15 protein-coding genes and 1 tRNA gene are annotated in these 17291 nt (G+C 74.3%); 8 read left to right on the forward strand and 8 right to left on the reverse strand.

Going from position 1 to position 17291, the window contains the following annotated elements; all coding sequences use genetic code 11:
* Positions 1-3 precede the first annotated feature (3 nt).
* Complete coding sequence (gene selB, locus NF681_16115; GenBank protein ID UST53810.1) at positions 4-1944, forward strand: selenocysteine-specific translation elongation factor; 1941 nt, start codon at positions 4-6, stop codon at positions 1942-1944.
* A gap of 6 nt (positions 1945-1950) precedes the next feature.
* Positions 1951-2043 (forward strand) — tRNA-Sec (locus NF681_16120).
* A 47-nt stretch (positions 2044-2090) separates the two neighbouring features.
* Here the strand turns inward: NF681_16120 and NF681_16125 are convergent.
* The 3 genes from NF681_16125 to NF681_16135 form a co-directional block, all read right to left on the reverse strand.
* Positions 2091-4583 (reverse strand): PAS domain-containing protein, encoded by a 2493-nt coding sequence (locus tag NF681_16125; GenBank protein UST53811.1) that lies wholly within the window; start codon positions 4581-4583, stop codon positions 2091-2093.
* A gap of 103 nt (positions 4584-4686) precedes the next feature.
* A complete protein-coding gene (gene selD / locus NF681_16130; GenBank protein UST53812.1) occupies positions 4687-5778 on the reverse strand; it encodes a selenide, water dikinase SelD in 1092 nt (363 codons plus the stop codon).
* Positions 5779-5789: 11 nt separating this feature from the next.
* Positions 5790-6755 carry a TIGR04348 family glycosyltransferase gene (locus tag NF681_16135; protein ID UST53813.1) on the reverse strand — a complete coding sequence of 322 codons (966 nt, stop codon included), beginning with the start codon at positions 6753-6755 and terminating at the stop codon, positions 5790-5792.
* Here NF681_16135 and NF681_16140 point away from each other — a divergent pair.
* The 6 genes from NF681_16140 to mnmH all read left to right on the forward strand — a co-directional run bounded on the left by NF681_16140 (position 6754) and on the right by mnmH (position 12715).
* Positions 6754-8049: an SUMF1/EgtB/PvdO family nonheme iron enzyme gene (locus NF681_16140; GenBank protein ID UST53814.1), complete on the forward strand. Its 1296-nt coding sequence runs from the start codon at positions 6754-6756 to the stop codon at positions 8047-8049. The genes NF681_16135 and NF681_16140 overlap by 2 nt on opposite strands.
* Positions 8050-8167: 118 nt before the next feature.
* Positions 8168-9043 (forward strand): putative selenate ABC transporter substrate-binding protein, encoded by an 876-nt coding sequence (locus NF681_16145; protein ID UST53815.1) that lies wholly within the window; start codon positions 8168-8170, stop codon positions 9041-9043.
* A gap of 19 nt (positions 9044-9062) precedes the next feature.
* Positions 9063-9908 (forward strand): ATP-binding cassette domain-containing protein, encoded by an 846-nt coding sequence (locus tag NF681_16150; GenBank protein UST53816.1) that lies wholly within the window; start codon positions 9063-9065, stop codon positions 9906-9908.
* Entirely contained in the window at positions 9905-10762 is an 858-nt protein-coding gene (locus tag NF681_16155) for an ABC transporter permease (GenBank protein ID UST53817.1), read from the forward strand. The genes NF681_16150 and NF681_16155 overlap by 4 nt, the downstream gene beginning before the upstream one ends.
* A complete protein-coding gene (gene phnE, locus NF681_16160; GenBank protein UST53818.1) occupies positions 10759-11574 on the forward strand; it encodes a phosphonate ABC transporter, permease protein PhnE in 816 nt (271 codons plus the stop codon). Before NF681_16155 ends, phnE begins: the two co-directional genes overlap by 4 nt.
* Positions 11575-11608: 34 nt before the next feature.
* A complete protein-coding gene (gene mnmH / locus NF681_16165; GenBank protein ID UST53819.1) occupies positions 11609-12715 on the forward strand; it encodes a tRNA 2-selenouridine(34) synthase MnmH in 1107 nt (368 codons plus the stop codon).
* On the opposite strand, the gene fdhD is transcribed toward mnmH, so the two are convergent.
* The 5 genes from fdhD to NF681_16190 all read right to left on the reverse strand — a co-directional run bounded on the left by fdhD (position 12673) and on the right by NF681_16190 (position 17227).
* Positions 12673-13575 carry a formate dehydrogenase accessory sulfurtransferase FdhD gene (fdhD, locus tag NF681_16170; GenBank protein UST53820.1) on the reverse strand — a complete coding sequence of 301 codons (903 nt, stop codon included), beginning with the start codon at positions 13573-13575 and terminating at the stop codon, positions 12673-12675. The genes mnmH and fdhD overlap by 43 nt on opposite strands.
* A gap of 62 nt (positions 13576-13637) precedes the next feature.
* The gene (gene apbC / locus NF681_16175; GenBank protein UST53821.1) at positions 13638-14729 is read right to left on the reverse strand and encodes an iron-sulfur cluster carrier protein ApbC; all 1092 of its coding nucleotides are present in this window, start codon (positions 14727-14729) and stop codon (positions 13638-13640) included.
* A gap of 75 nt (positions 14730-14804) precedes the next feature.
* Complete coding sequence (locus NF681_16180; protein UST53822.1) at positions 14805-15425, reverse strand: hypothetical protein; 621 nt, start codon at positions 15423-15425, stop codon at positions 14805-14807.
* Between the two features lie 34 nt (positions 15426-15459).
* Entirely contained in the window at positions 15460-16143 is a 684-nt protein-coding gene (locus NF681_16185) for a YceH family protein (protein ID UST55810.1), read from the reverse strand.
* A 52-nt stretch (positions 16144-16195) separates the two neighbouring features.
* A complete protein-coding gene (locus tag NF681_16190) occupies positions 16196-17227 on the reverse strand; it encodes an isocitrate/isopropylmalate family dehydrogenase (protein ID UST53823.1) in 1032 nt (343 codons plus the stop codon).
* Between the last annotated feature and the right edge of the window lie 64 nt (positions 17228-17291).

Raw genomic sequence — 17291 nt, forward strand, 5'->3', positions numbered from 1 at the left:
GCCATGATCATCGGCACGGCCGGTCACATCGACCACGGCAAGACCACGCTGGTGCGCGCCCTCACCGGCGTCGACACCGACCGCCTGCCCGAGGAGAAGCGCCGCGGCATCACCATCGAACTCGGCTACGCCTACCTGCGCGCGGACGACGGCGCCACGCTGGGCTTCGTCGACGTGCCCGGCCACGAGCGCCTGCTGCACACCATGCTCGCCGGCGCCACCGGCATCGACCACGCCCTGCTGGTGGTGGCCGCCGACGACGGCGTGATGCCGCAGACGCGCGAGCACCTGGCCGTGATGGCGTTGCTGGGCCTGCCGCGCGGCAGCGTCGCGCTGACCAAGATCGATCGCGTCGACATCGCCGAGCGCCCGGCCCGGCTGGCGCGCGTGCGCGCCGAGATCGACGCCCTGCTGGCGTCGACGCCCCTGGCCGGCGCGCCGGTCTTCGCGCTGTCCGCGGCCACCGGCGAAGGGCTCGACGCCCTGCGCGCGCACCTGGGCGACGCGGCGCGCGCCGTGCGTTCGCAGGACGCGGCCACGGCCTTCCGCATGGCGGTCGACCGCGCCTTCACGCTGGCGGGCGTCGGCACGGTGGTGACCGGCTCGGCGGTGGCCGGCCGCGTCGCCGTGGGCGACGAGCTGGTGCTGATGCCCGGCGAGCGCCGGGTGCGGGTGCGCGGCATCCACGCGCAGAACGCACCGGCCGAGCAGGCCCACGCCGGCCAGCGCTGCGCCCTGGCGCTGGCCGGCGTGGCCCGCGACGAGGTCCGGCGCAGCCAGTGGGTCTGCGATGCGGGCGTCGCGCTGGCCACGTCGCGCATCGACGTCGAACTCGCGCTCTGGCCCGGCGAGTCGCGCGCGCTGCGCTCCGGCGCCCCCGTGCACGCGCACCTGGGCACGAGCGACGTCATGGCGTCGGTCGCGCTGCTCGACCGCGACGCCCTGGCGCCGGGCGAGACCGCGCTGGCCCAGCTGGTGCTGCGCGAGCCGGTGGGCGCCTGGCACGGCGATCGCGGCGTGTTGCGCGACGCCTCGGCCACGCGCACCGTCGCCGGCGTGCGCGTGCTCGACCCCTTCGCGCCGGTGCGCCATCGCCGCACGCCGCAGCGCCTGGCCCAGCTCGCGGCCTGGCGCTCCGACGACCGGGCCGCGCGCGTCGCCGCCCTGCTCGACGCCACGCCCGCCGGCCTGGACACCGCGCGACTCGCGCGCGCGCTCGGGCTGCGCGCCGACGCGGCGCTGCCGCTGCCTGACGACGCGGTGCGCCTGGAGCGCGCGGCCATCGCCGGCGCGCACGCCGGGGCCCTGCGGCGGCAGGTCGTCGAGCGGCTGGACGCGTTCCATCGCGCGACGCCCGACGAGGTCGGCCCCGACGCCCGTCGCCTGAAGCGCCTGGCCGCGCCCCGCGTGGACGACGCGCCGTGGCGCCATGCGATCGAGACCCTGCTGAGCGACGGCCGCATCGCGCGCAGCGGCCACTGGCTGCACCTGCCCGCCCACGCGGCGGTGCTCGGCGCCGTCGAGGAGCGCCTGGCGCAGAAGCTGCTGCCCGCGCTGGCCGAAGGCGGCTTCGATCCGGCCTGGGTGCGCGACCTGGCCCGGGACACCGGCGCCACCGAGCCCGTGGTGCGCCAGACGCTCGCTAGCCTGGCGCGACGCGGCCAGACCTTCCAGGTCGTCAAGGATCTCTACTACCCCGCGGGGACGATCGAGCGGCTCGCGGCGCTGGCGCGCGATTGCCTGCAGAATCCGGCCGGTCTGCAGGCCGCGAGTTTCCGCGATGCGACCGGGCTGGGCCGCAAGCGCGCGATCCAGCTGCTCGAGTTCTTCGACCGCATCGGCTACACGCGGCGCGTGAAGGACACGCACCTGCTGCGGCCCGACACGCTGCTCTTCGGTGGCTCGGGCGCCGCGGCCGGCGCAGACGAGCAACCCGTGCCATAGGTCCACGGGAGGGAAGCGTCCCCGGTGGGACGGCCGGGCTTCAAACCCGGTGGGTGGCGCCACGCGTCGCCGGGCGGGTTCGACTCCCTCTCCCTCCCGCCTTCCCGCGTACTCCTCCGCCCGCCCGCCGCCGCCTTCGTCCGGCCTCAGCGCCGGCCGGTCATGGCACCCACGCAGCCGGCGAAGGCATCGAGCGCGAACGGCTTGGTCAGCAGCTGGTCGTTCGGCGTGAGCAGGCCCTCGCCGACGACGGCGCTCTCCGCGTAGCCCGTCACGTAGAGTACCCGCAGGTCCGGCCGCAAGGGCCGCGCCGCCTCGATCATCTGACGCCCGTTCATGCCCCCCGGCAGGCCGATGTCGGTCACCACCAGGTCGATCGCGACGGGCGAGCGCAGGATGCGCAGCCCGGCGGCGCCGTGATCGGCCTCGCGCACGTCCAGGCCCTGCTCGCGCAGCACCTCGGCCATCAGCATCCGCATGGACGGCTCGTCCTCCACCAGCAGCACCGTGCCGGCGCGCTCGTTGGCCCCGTAGCTCGACCCGCGCGGGGGCTGCGGTGCCTCGCCCGGGCCGACGTGGCGCGGGAAGTACAGGGCGACGCAGGTGCCCCGGCCCGGCCGCGATTCGATGCGCGCCTGGCCGCCCGACTGCCGCGCGAAGCCGTAGACCATCGACAGCCCGAGCCCCGTGCCCTGGCCCATCGGCTTGGTGGTGAAGAAGGGTTCGAAGGCGCGCGTGCGCGTGTCCTCGGACATGCCCGCGCCGTCGTCGCTCACGCGCACCGACACGTAGGCGCCGGCGGGCAGGTCGCGCTCGCGGCCCGCGCCGTCGTCGAGGTCGTGGTTGGCCGTGGAGATGACGATGCGCCCGCCCCCGGGCATGGCGTCGCGCGAGTTGATGCACAGGTTGAGGATCGCGTTCTCCAGCTGGTGGGCGTCCAGCAGGGCCGACCACAGGCCCGGCGCGGGCGGCGTCTGGACCTCGATGGTCGGACCGACGGTGCGCTGCACGAGCTCGCGCATGTCGGCGACGCGCGCGTCGATGTCGACCGGGCGCGGGTCGAGCGGCTGGCGGCGCGAGAAGGCCAGCAGCCGGTGGGTGAGCGAGGCCGCGCGCGTCGCCGCGCCCCGCGCGGTGGCGATGTAGCGGTCCTGCGTCTCGGGCGTGAGCTGGCCGAGCGCCAGGCGCCGCTGCATCAGCTCCAGCGCGCCCATGATCCCCGCGAGCAGGTTGTTGAAGTCGTGCGCCAGCCCGCCGGTGAGCTGGCCGACGGCTTCCATCTTCTGCGACTGGCGCAGCTGCTCCTCGAGGTGGCGCCGCGACGCCTCCGCCGCGAGGCGGGCGGTGACGTCGCGTCCCACGGCGTTGAAGCCGCCGCCTTCGGGATTGGGCGAGAGCGACCAGTCGATGGTGCGCCACGAGCCGTCGGCGTGCCGCAGGCGGGTCGCGCGCCGGGTGGACCGGCCCTCGCGCCGCAGCACCCGCATGTTGGCGATCACGCCCTCCACGTCCTCGGGATGCACCAGCTCCAGGTAGGGCGTGGCCGCCAGGAAAGCCGGGTCGTGGCCCAGCGTGCGGCTCCACGACGGGCTGCGGCGGAAGATCGTGCCGTCGAAGTCCCCATGCACGAGCAGGTCGACGCTGGTCTCCCAGAGCCGGTCGCGCTCGCGCGTGCGGTCGTCGACCTGGTGCTCCAGCGACGTGGCCAGGCGGCGCAGGTCGAGCTCGGCGCGCCGGCGCTCGATGTTCAGCCGCGCGCGCTCGGCGACGTTGCGGATGAAACCCAGCTCCGAGGGCGTCCAGTGGCGCGCCCGCTCGGACAGCACGAAGAACATCGCGACATAGCGTCCGTTCTCCAGCACCGGCACGTTGACGGCGGCGCGCACCCCCAGCACCCGCCAGCCGGCCGGGGTGGCGGCCGTGCGCGGATCGCCCTCGATGTCGCCGACGACGAAGTCGTGGCCCCGGCGCAGCAGCCCGACGAAGTCGCCGTAGTCCGCCAGCCGGTGGCGCCCGACGACGCTGGCCGCGCCCGGGGCGCTCCAGCCGCGCGCGACCTCCAGCGTCTCGTCGTCGGCGAGCATGGTGCCGAAGCCGGTGATCGCGGCGTCGAGCGTCTCGCCCACCACCTGCGCGCACAGGCCGGCGATGGTGTCGGGATCGTCCAGGTCGCGCAGCCGGTCGTCGAGCCGGCCGACGACGTGGCGCAGGTCGGCGTCCTCCATGCCGCGCCGCGCGTCGGCCAGGCTCATCAGCATGCGCGAGCGCAGGGTGTGCGTGGTCAGGTCGCGCGCCCGGTGGAAGGCGCCGAAGACGACGCCGGCCGCGTCGCGCAGCGGCGTGTACGAGATCTCCCACTGCGGCACGCCCAGCTCCGGCTTGCCGAAGGCCTCCACCACCGTGAACGCTTCGCCGGCGAGCGCGCGCGCCATCAGGCCGCGCATGAGCCCGGCCTGCTCGCCGGTGAAGAGGTCGGGGAAGACGTCGCCCGGGTGCGTGCGGAACCCGTTGACGCGATGGAACTCGTCGTCGTGGGCCTGGTTGAAGGCGATCAGCCGGTAGCCGGTGTCGAAGACGCAGATCGGCTCGGGGTCGAGCTGCCCCACCAGTTGCCAGAGATCGAGGTCGTTGGATTCCATGAGACGGCGCGGCTCGCCGTCGACGCGTGTCGCGCGGCTGGTTTCGGAATCGGCGGATTCTGCCATCGCCAGGGCCGGGGACCCGGGCCGTCCGGCCCGGCCCTCAGGCGAGGACCCGCAGCCCCGGCGCGCCGGCCTCGACGCGGCCGATCACTGCGGCCTGCGCGAAGCCCTCGGCCCGGAAGATCGCCAGCACGTCGTCCAGCGCCTCGGCCGCGCAGCTCACGAGCAGCCCGCCGGAGGTCTGCGGGTCGGTGAGCAGGTCGAGCGCGGTGGCCGGCAGGTCGTCGGCCAGCGTCACCCCGGCGCCGTAGCCGTCCCAGTTGCGGCCCGACGCGCCGGTGACGAAACCCGCCGCCGCCAGCGCCTCGACCTCCTCGATCAGCGGCACCTTCGACCACTCGATCACGGCCGCGAGGCCCGCGCCGCGCGCCAGCTCCAGGGTGTGGCCGGCCAGGCCGAAGCCGGTGACGTCGGTCAGGGCGTGCACGCCCTCCAGGGCCGCCAGCGCGATGCCGGGCGTGTTCAGGCGCGTGGTGGTGTCGATCATCCGCCGGTAGCCGGCGTCCGAGAGCTGCTCCTGCTTGAGCGCGGCCGAGAGCACGCCCACGCCCAGGGGCTTGCCCAGCACCAGGACGTCGCCGGGCCGGGCGCCGGCGTTGCGGCGCACGCGGTCGGGATGCACCAGGCCGAGCGCGACCAGGCCGTAGATCGGCTCGACCGAGTCGATGGTGTGGCCGCCGGCGATCGGGATGCCGGCGGCGCGGCAGACGTCCTGGCCGCCGCGCACGATCTCCCCGATCACCGCCACCGGCAGCTGGGCCACCGGCATCGCCACCAGGGCCAGCGCTAGGATCGGCCGCCCGCCCATCGCGTAGACGTCGCTGATGGCGTTGGTGGCGGCGATGCGGCCGAACTCGTAGGGGTCGTCCACGATCGGCATGAAGAAGTCGGTGGTGGCGATCAGCGCCTGGGTGTCGTTCAGGCGGTAGACGGCGGCGTCGTCGGCGGTCTCGATGCCCACCATGAGTTCGGGCGGGATCAGGCCGCCGGCGCTGTTGCGCAGGATCTCCGAGAGCACGCCGGGCGCGATCTTGCAGCCGCAGCCGCCGCCGTGGGAGAGCGAGGTCAGGCGCGGGCCGCGCGGCGCCGGCGGCGCATCGGCGGCCGGAGCCCCCAGGGAGGAAGCGGACATCGGTGGGGTGGTCATGCAGAGGTCTCCAGCATTGCGGCCAGCAGGGCGCGCAGGGTCGCGCGCTCGCGGGCCGGGTCGAACAGGGGGGCGCGCAACGCGCATTGCGCCGCCAGGCGATCGAGTATCGCCCGGTCGTCGCGGCAGCTTTCGAGGAGGGCCGCGAGCCCGGCATCGTCGCCGGGTTCGAAGTAGCCGGCGTAGTCGGGGCCCAGCATGCCGACGTTGCCGGCGATGCGGCTGGCGAGCACCGGCGTGCCGCTGCGCACGGCCTCCATCACGACGTGGGCGCCGCCCTCCATCAGGCTCGGATGCACCAGCACGTGCGCGGCCTGGATGCGGCGGCGCGCCTCGGCATGCGGCCGGGCGCCGAGCCAGCGGTAGGCGGGCTGCGCGGCCTGCAGCGCCTGGGCCTCGCGCCCGAGCGCCGCGTCGAGCGCGGCGCCGACGTGGTCGAGCCGGATTTCCGGCCGCCCGGCCAGCCGGCGCGCGGCGGCGAAGTACGTCCCGGGCGACTTCTCCTCCCGCAGGTGCCCCACCATGACCGCGCGCAGGTGGCGCCGGGGCTTGGCCGCCGGCACGCGCGACGTCGTCGACTGGAAACAGGCGACGGCCTTGGCGCGGAAGGCCGGCGGCAGGTCCGCGACGGCGCGCTCGTGCAGCACCACCAGCCGGTCGGCCAGCCGCAGCGAACGCACGGCCACGGGGTCGTGGAGGATGTCGCGGTAGAGGTCGGTGCCGGTGAGCACCACGGCCGACGGCCGCCCCGGCGCCGCCTCGGCCCAGCGCGCGACCGAGTCGGCCGAACGCCGCGCGTGCAGGGCGATGAGGGCGTCCGCCGGCGTGCCGTCCCAGCGCGCCACGAGGTCGATCCGATAATTGCCGCCCAGCATCCGGGACCACCGCCGGGCCGTCTGCCAGTTGCCGTTGTTGGCATCGGCCAGGGCCGGCGTGACGATGCAGATCGAAGGGCGATTCATGAACGAGCTTATAGCCAAGGATGGCGATCCCGGGGCGCGTGGGGCCGCGGCCGCGGCGCAGGAGGGGCCCGCGGGCGGGCCCGGCGAGGCGATGAGGCACGCCGGGCCGGCCGCCATCGAGGCCGCGCTGGGCGCCGGGCGGGAGCGGCTGCTGGCGCTGTTCGAGGGATTCCGCGCCGCGCTCGGGCCCGGGGGCCTGCGCATCGCCCGGGACGCGGCGGTCAACCTGCCGCTGTGGGAACTCGGCCACATCGGCTGGTTCGAGGAGGTCTGGGTCTCGCGCAACACGGCCCGGCCGCAGGGCGTGGACGGCGATCCGCTGGCGCCTCGCACGGCGTCGCTGCTGCCCGGCGCCGATGCGTTCTACGACTCCTCGGCCGTGGCGCACGCCACCCGCTGGCACCTCGCGCTGCCCGACGTCGAGGCCACGCTGGCCTACCTGGATGCCGTGCGCGCGGCCACGCTGGGGCTGCTGCGCGCGAGCGCGCCGTCCGACCGCGCGCTCTACTTCTTCCGGCTGGCGCTGTTCCACGAATCGATGCACTGCGAGGCCTGGCATTTCATGGCCGACCGGCTGGGCATCGATCCGGGGCCGGGCGCGCAGGGCCGCGGTCCCCGGGCGCGGCCGACCGACGCCGGCGAACTGCGCGTGGCGGCGGGCCGCCACGTCCTGGGCACGACGGCGCCGGGGTTCGCGTTCGACAACGAACTCGGCGCCCACGCGGTCGACCTGGAAGCCTTCGCCATCGACCGCGCGCCGGTCGCCTGGGGGGCGTTCCTGCCCTTCGTCGAGGCCGGCGGCTACGCCGACGAGGCGGCCTGGACCCCGGCCGGACGCGACTGGCTGCGCCGCACCGGCACCGGGGCGCCGCTGAACCTGCGCCGCGGGACGCACGGCTGGGAGCAGCGGGTGTTCGGGCGCTGGACGCCGCTCGATGCGGCCGCGCCGGCCTGGCACCTGACCGTGCACGAGGCCGAGGCCTGGTGCCGCTGGGCCGGGCGCCGCCTGCCGACGGAGGCGCAATGGGAGGCCGCCGCCACCCAGGCGACGCGCGCCGGGGACTTCGCCTGGGGAGAGGTCTGGGAATGGACCGCCAGCGCGTTCGAGCCCTACCCGGGCTTCGCGCCGCATCCTTACCGCGACTACTCGCAGCCGTGGTTCGACGGCCGGCGCGTGCTGCGCGGCGCCTCCTTCGCGACCGCGCCGTGGCTGCGCCATCCGCGCTACCGCAACTTCTTCCCCGGGGAGCGCAGCGACGTCTTCGCGGGCCTGCGCAGCTGCGCGCGGCCATAGCCCCGGCGCCACGCCCGGTGCGGACCCGCTTCCTACAATGCGGCCTCCCCGCGCCCGCCGCGCGGTGCGACCGTCCTTCCACCGCCCCCTCCACGGCATTCTCCCGAGGCCTTCCCCGATGCTCCCCGTCTCATTCCGCTCGTCGCTCCTCCGCCGCCTGGGCGTGGCGTTCGCCCTGACCTTCACCGCCCTCGGCGCCCTGGCCCAGGGCGTGCTGCGCGTCTCGGCCATTCCCGACGAGGCGCCCACCGAACTGCAGCGCAAGTTCACGCCGCTGGGCGACTACCTGAAAAAGGCCACCGGCATGGACGTGCAGTTCACGCCCGTGACCGACTACGCCGCCGTGGTGGAGGGCCTGGCGACCAACAAGATCGACCTGGCCTGGCTCGGCGGCTTCACCTTCGTGCAGGCGCGCATCCGCACCCAGGGCGGCGCCGTGCCGATCGTCCAGCGCGCCGAGGACGAGGTCTTCACCAGCAAGTTCATCGTCCCCGTCGACAGCCCCGCCCGGACGCTGGCCGACCTCAAGGGCAAGACCTTCGCCTTCGGCGCGCCCTCGTCGACCTCGGGCAGCCTGATGCCGCGCTATTTCCTGCTGCAGGCCGGCATCGATCCCGAGAAGGACTTCAGGAGCGTGGCGTTTTCCGGCGCGCACGACGCCACGGTGGCCTTTGTCGCCGCCTCGCGCGCCGAGGCCGGGGTGCTCAACGCCTCGGTCTGGGACAAGCTGGTCGAGTCGAAGAACCCGAACGCCGCCAAGGTGCGCGTGCTGGCCACCACCCCGACCTACTACGACTACAACTGGACCGTGCGCCCCGGCATGGACCCGGCGCTGCAGAAGAAGCTGACCGATGCGTTCCTGAAGCTCGATCCGGCCGATCCGGCGCACCGGGACATCATGGCGCTGCAGCGCGCCAGCCGGTTCATCCCCACGAAGTCGTCCAACTACGACGGCATCGAGGCGGCCGCCCGGTCCGCCGGGCTGGTCAAGTAGGCGCGGCGCGGCCTCCCCCATGGGCTTCGGGCTCGACGCCGTCGGCGTGGTGCATCCCAACGGCCAGCGCGCGCTGGCCGCACTGTCGCTCGCGGCGGCGCCGGGCGAGCGCATCGCGGTGATCGGGCCGTCGGGCGCGGGCAAGACGACGCTGCTGCGGGTGCTGGGCACCGCGCTGCGGCCGGCCGAGGGCGCCGTGCGCGTGCTCGGCGAGGCGCCCTGGGGCCTGTCGGCCGGGACCCTGCGGGCGCTGCGCGGGCGCATCGGCACGGTGCACCAGTCGCCGCCGATCGCCCCGCGCCTGCGGGTGGTGACGGCGGTGCTGTCGGGCCGGCTGGGGCGCTGGTCCACGGCGCGCGCGCTGCGCTCGCTGGTCCATCCGTCGGACATCGAGGGCGCGCACGAGGTGCTCGCGCGGCTGGGGCTGGAGGACCGCCTGTTCGAGCGCTGCGACCGGCTCTCCGGCGGCCAGCTCCAGCGCGTGGGCGTGGCCCGCGCGCTCTACCAGCGGCCCGACCTGCTGCTGGCCGACGAGCCGGTCTCCGCCCTCGACCCGACGCTGGCCGACGCCACGCTCGGCGCCCTGGTCGCGCAGGCCGAGGCCACGGGCGCGACCCTGGTCGCCTCGCTGCACGCGGTCGACCTGGCCCTGCGCTGGTTCCCGCGCGTCGTCGGCCTGCGCGAGGGTGCCCTGGCCTTCGACCGCCCGACGGCGGAGGTCACCCCGGCGCTGCTGGAGGCGCTCTATGCGAGCGAGGGCGGGCCGGCCACGCAGGCGCCGCCCGGCGGCGCCGGCGCGGCGAGCATGGCGTCCTCCGGGGCCGCGTCCGCTCCGGTCCGGCGTCCGGCGCCGGTCTGCCGTTGAACGCCCCGTCCGTGTCCCTCGCGCGGCGCCCCGGGCGCGTGTCCCATGCCGATCCGCAGGCACGGCGCCGGCTGGCGGGCACGCTCGCCGCGCTGGCGATCGCCTGGCCGATGCTGGCGCTGTCGGAATTCCAGCCCTGGCGGCTCTTCGACCGCGACAGCCTGGCCGTGCTGGGCGGCTTCCTCGGCGGCTTCCTGCCGCCGGCGACGGCGCCGGATTTCCTGCGCCTGCTCGGACGCGCCACGCTGGAGACCCTGGCCATGGCCACCGCCGGCATCGCCCTGGCGTTCGTCATCGGCGCACCGCTCGCGTTCCTGGGCACGCGCGCGCTGTCGGTCTCGCGCATCGGGCCGGGTCCGGGACGGTGGCGCGGCGCGCTGCTGCGGCGGGCGGTGCGCCTGCTGCTGATGGGGCTGCGCGCCATCCCCGAGATCGTGTGGGCCCTGCTGTTCGTGCGCGCGCTCGGCCTGGGGCCGGCCGCCGGCGTGCTGGCGCTGGCCATCACCTACGGCGGCATGCTGGGCAAGGTGTACGCCGAGATCCTCGAATCCACCGACACCCGCCCGGCACGCGCGCTGCTGGAGGCCGGCGGCGGGCGGCTGGCGGCGCTGGGCTACGGGCTGCTGCCCAACACCGCACAGGAACTGGTGTCCTACACCGTCTACCGCTGGGAATGCGCGGTGCGCGCCTCGGTGGTGATGGGTTTCGTCGGCGCCGGCGGGCTGGGCCAGCTGATGGACCAGTCGATGAAGATGCTCAACGGCGGCGAGGCCAGCAGCATCCTGCTGGTGTTCCTGGCTCTGGTGCTGCTGGCCGATCTGCTGAGCAACGCCCTGCGCAGGATGCTGGCATGAACCCGCCTCCCCGCTCGCCCACGCTGGCCCGGCGTCCCGCGCCGTGCCTGCGCTGCCGGCTCGTGCCGGTGGCGGTGCTGGCGGCGGTGGTGGCCAGCTTCGTCTACCTGGACCTGGGCTTCGGCGCGCTGGCGTCGGCGGAATCGCTCGGCCACATGGGCCGCTTCGTCGCCGAATTCTTCCCGCCGGACCTGACGCCCGCGTTCCTGCGCAAGGTCGCAGCGGGCGCGCTGCAGACGCTGGCGGTGTCGGCGCTGGGCACCGTGCTGGCCGCCCTGGCCGGGGCGCTGCTGGCGCTGCCGGCCTCGGGCCGCGCCGGTCCGGTGGCGAGCGAGGCGTCGCGCTTCACGCTCAACGTGCTGCGCAGCGTGCCCGAACTGGTGTGGGCCGCCGTGATGGTGCTGGCCGCCGGCATCGGCCCCTTCGCCGGCGCACTGGCGCTGGCGCTGCACACCACCGGCGTGCTCGGCCGGCTGTTCGGCGAGACGCTGGAGAACGTGCCGCGCGAACCCGAGGCGGCGCTCGCCCTGTCGGGCGCCGGTCCGGTCGCGGCCTTCGCCTACGCCAGCCTGCCGATCGCGCTGCCGCAGTGGGTCGCCTACGCGCTCTATCGCTGGGAGATGAACATCCGCATGGCGGCGGTGCTGGGCTTCGTCGGCGGCGGCGGGCTCGGGCAGCTGCTGTACTTCCACCTGTCGATCTTCCAGCAGTCCCAGGCCATGACGGTGCTGATCGCCATGTTCGCGATCGTCGCCGCGGTGGACGCGGCCAGCGCCCGGTCGCGGCGCGGTCTCGGTCCGGCCTACGCCTGAGCCTCCGCTTCCCTTCCCTTTTCCCCGCATCGCCATGAACTCGCATCGCCAACCCGTCCAGGTCAAGGACATCGCCGGCTTCGACACCGTGATCGACGCCCGCAGCCCGGCCGAATTCGCGCTCGACCACATTCCCGGCGCCATCAACCTGCCGGTGCTCGACGACGCCGAGCGCGTCGTCGTGGGCACGCTCTACAAGCAGCAGGGCGCCTTCGAGGCCCGCCGCGTGGGCGGCGCGATGGTCGCGGCCAACCTCGCGCGCCATCTGCAGACCCGGCTGGCCGACCAGCCGATCAAGTGGCGACCGCTGGTCTACTGCTGGCGCGGCGGCCTGCGCAGCGGCTCCATGGTCGCCTGGCTGCGCCTGGTGGGCTGGGACGCGCAGCAGCTCGCCGGCGGCTACAAGGGCTTCCGTCACGACGTGATCGAGCGCATCGAGGCGCTGTCGCCCCGGCTCGACCTGCGCGTGCTGTGCGGCGCGACCGGCAGCGCCAAGACGCGCGTGCTGCAGGCCCTGGCCGCGCGCGGCGAACAGGTGCTCGACCTGGAGGATTTCGCGCGCCACAAGGGTTCGCTGCTGGGCAATCTGCCAGGCATCCCGCAGCCCGCGCAGAAGGCCTTCGAGACCCGCATCGCCACGGTGCTCGGCACGCTCGACCTCGCGCGCCCGCTCTACGTCGAGGGCGAGAGCGCGCGCATCGGCCGGTTGTCGGTCCCCATGCCGCTGGTGGCGCGCATGCGCGAGGCCGCCTGCATCGAGATCGCCGCCACGCCCGCCGCGCGGCTGGACTACCTGCTGCGCGACTACGCCTACCTGGGCGACGACCGCGCCGGCCTGGCCGAGAAGCTGGGCGCGCTCAAGGAACTGCAGGGCAAGGAGACGGTGACGCGCTGGCAGCAGTGGGCGCGCGAGGCCGAGCTGCCGCGCCTGTTCGCCGAACTGATGTCGCTGCACTACGACCCGCATTACGAGGCCTCGCAGTCTCGGCATTTCAAGGCCTGGACGCGGCGCCAGGTGGTGGCGGCCGGCGACCTGACGGACGCCGGCATCGACGCGGCGGCCGACGCGGTGCGGGCGCTGGCGGGGTCGCCGGACGCTCAGCCGCCCGGGGCGCCGGCGTCGGGCAGCCCGTCGGCGTAGAGCACCGCGCGCGGCGCCCGGCACAGGCCCCAGAAGCGCACCCCGCCGAGCTCGGCCATGCGCACCCCCATGGCCGTGGGCGCCGAGATGGTCGCCATGGCGGCGATGCCCAGCCGGGCGCACTTGCGCACCAGTTCGTGGCTGCCCCGGCTCGACATCACGACGAAGCCGGGCTCCCGCAGGCGATCCATCCGCGCGAGGCGGCCGAGCAGCTTGTCGAGCGCGTTGTGGCGCCCGACGTCCTCCAGCACGTCGACGAGCGCGCCGTCGAGCGTCGCCCAGCCGGCCGCGTGGATGGCACCGGCCCGGGCGTTGAGCGTCTGGCGCGCGGGCAACGCGGCGAAGGCGCGCAGCACCGTGGCGGCATCGACGCGGCCGATCCAGTCGCGCGGGGGCACGCGCTGCGGCGCGATGTCCAGCGCGGCGAAGCTCTCGACGCCGCAGATGCCGCAGCCGGTGCGCCCGGCGATGCTGCGGCGGCGGCCCTTCAGGCGCTCGAAGCTGCGGGTGGAGACCTCCAGGCGCACCTCGACGCCGGGAACGCCCTCGGGCAGGCCGGCATCGGCGGCGGACACCGCCCGGACCTCGACGCCACGGCAGTCATCGGCCGCGTCGAGGATGCCCTCGCTGAGCGCGAAGCCGAGCGCGAAGTCCTCCAGATCCTGCGGCGTGGCCATCATCACGGCATGCGAGATGCCGTTGAAGACCAGCGCGACGGGCACCTCGGCGGCCAGCACGTCCTCGCGCGCCGCGCCTTCGGACGGCACGCCGGGCTCGCCGTGCACCCGCACGGGCCGGTGCGCGAGCGGGGACGGGACGGGCGGATCGGTGTCGATGTCGATGTCGATGTCGGCGGTCATGGGCACGGGAGCGGAAGCGGAAGCGAGGTGGCCGACGGCGCGCGCGGCCGCGCGGTCCCGCCTCAGGTGTCCTTGCTGACCGTGATGGTGGGGAACTTCGCCGAGAAGTCCTTCGATTTCTCCGCGATGCCCACCGCCACGCGGCGCGCCACGTCCTTGTAGATGGCGGCGATCTCGCCGTCGGGCTCGGCCACCACGGTGGGCGTGCCGCTGTCGGCCTGCAGGCGGATGCCCATGGCCAGCGGCAAGGCGCCCAGGTAGTCCATCCTGTATTCCGCCGCCATCTTCTTGCCGCCCTCGGCGCCGAAGATGTGCTCGACGTGGCCGCAGTTCGTGCACACGTGCACCGCCATGTTCTCCACGATGCCCAGGATCGGCACGCCGACCTTCTCGAACATGCGGATGCCCTTCTTGGCGTCGAGCAGGGCGATGTCCTGCGGCGTGGTGACGATCACCGCGCCGGTCATGGGCACGCGCTGGCTGAGCGTGAGCTGGATGTCGCCGGTGCCCGGCGGCATGTCGACGATGAGGTAGTCCAGGTCCTTCCAGGCGGTCTGGCGCAGCAGCTGCTCCAGGGCCTGCGTGGCCATGGGACCGCGCCAGATCAGCGCCTGGTCGGCATCGACCAGGAAGCCGATCGACATCACCTGCACGCCGTGGGCCAGAAGCGGCTGCATGACCTTGCCGTCGGTGCTCTCGGGCTGGCCGGAGACGCCCATCATCATGGGCTGGCTCGGACCGTAGATGTCGGCGTCGAGCAGGCCGACGGTGGCGCCCTCGGCGGCCAGCGCCAGCGCCAGGTTGGCGGCGGTGGTGCTCTTGCCCACGCCGCCCTTGCCCGAGGCCACGGCGACGATGTTCTTCACGCCCGGCAGCAGCTGCACGCCGCGCTGCACGGCATGGCTGGCGACCTTGGTGGTGATGTTGACCGAGACGTTGCCCACGCCGGGCACGGCGCGCGCCGCGGCGACGAAGGCGCTGCGCAGGGCCGCGTGCCGGCTTTTCGCGGGATAGCCCATCTCGACGTCGAAGGCGACATCGCCTTCGTCGATCTGCACGTTCTTCACCGCGCGGGCGGCGACGAAGGACTTGGACGTGTGGGGATCGAGGACGGACGCGAGCGCCTCCAGAAGCGCCGCTTGCGTGACTGACATGTGTTCAAACTCCAGAGTGGCCGGTAGTCTAGTGCGCCACCCAAGTCCTTCGGGGACCACAGTCTTGGCGCGGATTCAGCCCGTCGCGCCCAGCCGCTCGCGGACGATGCCGGCCACGCACGCGCTGGCCGGCAGCAGCGTGTGGACGACCGGCAGGCGGACCGGATCGGTGGCCCAGTCGGCCGCCACCTCGGACAGCGCCACGACGCCATCGTTGACTTCCATGCCGAAGGGACTGCGCGGCCCGGTCCAGCCGCGCGTGCCGACCACGCTGGTGACCGGGACGGCCGGCCGGCCGATCGCCGCCATCCGTTCAGGCGAGGCCAGCATCTGCCCGCAGTCGCGCGTGAGCAGGCGGTACACCGGCTGGCCCCGCAGCCGCACGGCGAGCCGCGCCGCGCCGACCGGCGAGCCCAGCAGGAACAGGTGGCGTGGCCGCATGGCATCGCCCGGCAGTCGCGCGATGGCCGCGCGCAGCAGCACGCCGCCGAGCGAATGGCCGATCGCGACGTGGTCGCCCTCCGCACCCAGCACGGCCAGCCGCGAGGCCAGCCGTTCGACGATGGCGTCGGCGTCCTCCAGGCTCGTCATGTAGCCGAAGGTGGCGGTGCGAAAACCCGCGCGGCGCAGCGTCGCCAGCAGCGGCCAGCCCGAGAGGGGGCTGCGCCCCATGCCGTGGACGAAGAGGATCCGCATGCGTCGGTGTCGTTCGCGAAACCGGCCGGCCGCCTCAGGCCGACGCGATCCCGAGTTCGTCGCACACGCGCGCCAGCAGGGTGCGCAGGGCCGCAACCTCGGCCTCCAGCCTCGCCACGTTCGACTTCAGCGCCGCGACCTCGCCCTGCGTCACGTCCGCGCCGCCCTGGCCGCCGCCGGCGTCGGCGCCGCGCGCGGGCGCGAAGTCCTCCGGCGGCGCGCCGGACAGCAGCTGCGCCCAGCGCCCCTCGCGCGCGCCGGGCAGCCGCGCGAGCTTGGCCACCAGCGCGCCGGCCGGCCGCTCGGCCATCTCGTCGAGGAAGCCCTCGACCGAGGAGATGTCGGCGAAGTTGTGCATGCGGTCGCAGGCGATGCGCAGTTCGCCCGCCGTCTGCGGCCCGCGCAGCATCAGCACGGCCAGCAGGATGGTCGACTGCGAGGGCAGCTTCAGCACCCGGTCGAGGTTGTGGGAGTAGCGGAAGGTGCGCCCGCCGCTGGTCTCGCCGACCAGGCTGCGGCCTTTGAGGCTGTCGAGCGCGTCCTGCGCCTGGGCGTCGGAGACCTCCAGCACCGGGTTGCGGCTGGTCTTCTGGTTGCAGCCGGAGACCAGCGCGTTGAGCGTGAGCGGGTAGCTGTCGGGCACGGTGCGCTGCTTCTCGATCAGCACGCCGAGCACGCGCGTCTCCAGCAGTGACAGCGTCGCCAGGGGAGAACCCATGGCGGTGTGGATGACGGGGGGCGAAAGCATGTCGTCCATCGATGCGCGCGCCTCAGCCGTTCGCGATGCGGGCCACCAGCGCGCGCGTGAACTCGGCCGTGGTGGCCTTGCCGCGCAGGTCGCCCGTGCGCACCTGGTCGAGGTTGAGCGTCTGGTCGATGGCGCGGCGCAGGCGCGTGGCCAGCGCCGGCAGGCGCACGTGGTCGAGCATCATGGCCGCGGCCAGCAGCAGCGCCGTCGGGTTGGCGACGCCCTTGCCGGCGATGTCGGGCGCCGAGCCGTGGACGGCCTCGAAGATCGCCGCGTCGGCGCCGATGTTGGCGCCCGGCGCCATGCCCAGGCCCCCGACCAGCCCGGCCACCAGGTCGGAGAGGATGTCGCCGAACAGGTTGGTGGTGACCAGCATGTCGAACTGCCACGGGTCGAGCACCAGCTTCATCGCGCAGGCGTCCACGATGATGGTGTCGAGCTCGAACCGGCCCTTGTACTTCTCCTCGTAAAGCCGCAGCCCGGTCTCCAGGAAGAGGCCGGTCAGCACCTTCATGATGTTGGCCTTGTGGACCAGCGTGACCTTCTTCCGGCCGGTGGCGATGGCGGTCTCGAAGGCGTACTCCAGCAGGCGGTGGCAGCCCTGGCGGGTGTTGATGCCGGTGGCCATGCCCACGGCGTGCGGGTCGTCGTCGATGCGCACGTAGTGCTCGTGGCCGATGTAGAGGCCCTCCAGGTTCTCGCGCACCACCATCAGGTCGATGTCGTCGAAGCGCCCGCCGGGGATGATGGTCAGCGCCGGGCGCAGGTTGGCGTAGAGCTGGAATTCCTCGCGCAGCCGCACGTTCGACGAGCGGTAGCCGCCGCCCGAGGGCGTCTCCAGCGGACCCTTCAGCGCCAGCCGGGTGCGCCGGATGCTCTCGAGCGTGGCCGCGGGCAGCGGGTCGCCGGCGGCCTGCACGCCGCCCAGGCCGGCGATCTGGCGGTCCCAGGCGAAGGGCGCGCCCAGGGCGTCGAGCGCGGCGAGCGTCGCATCGACGATCTCCGGGCCGATGCCGTCGCCGGGGATGAGGGTGGCGGGAATGGGGGTGGTCATGGCGGCACGCTCGCTTCCGTGGAGTCTGAAGGCCTTCATCCTAGCCTCGGGCGGCCCCCACTTA

The sequence above is a fragment of the Comamonadaceae bacterium OTU4NAUVB1 genome (assembly GCA_024372625.1).
Lineage (GTDB): Bacteria > Pseudomonadota > Gammaproteobacteria > Burkholderiales > Burkholderiaceae_C > Variovorax.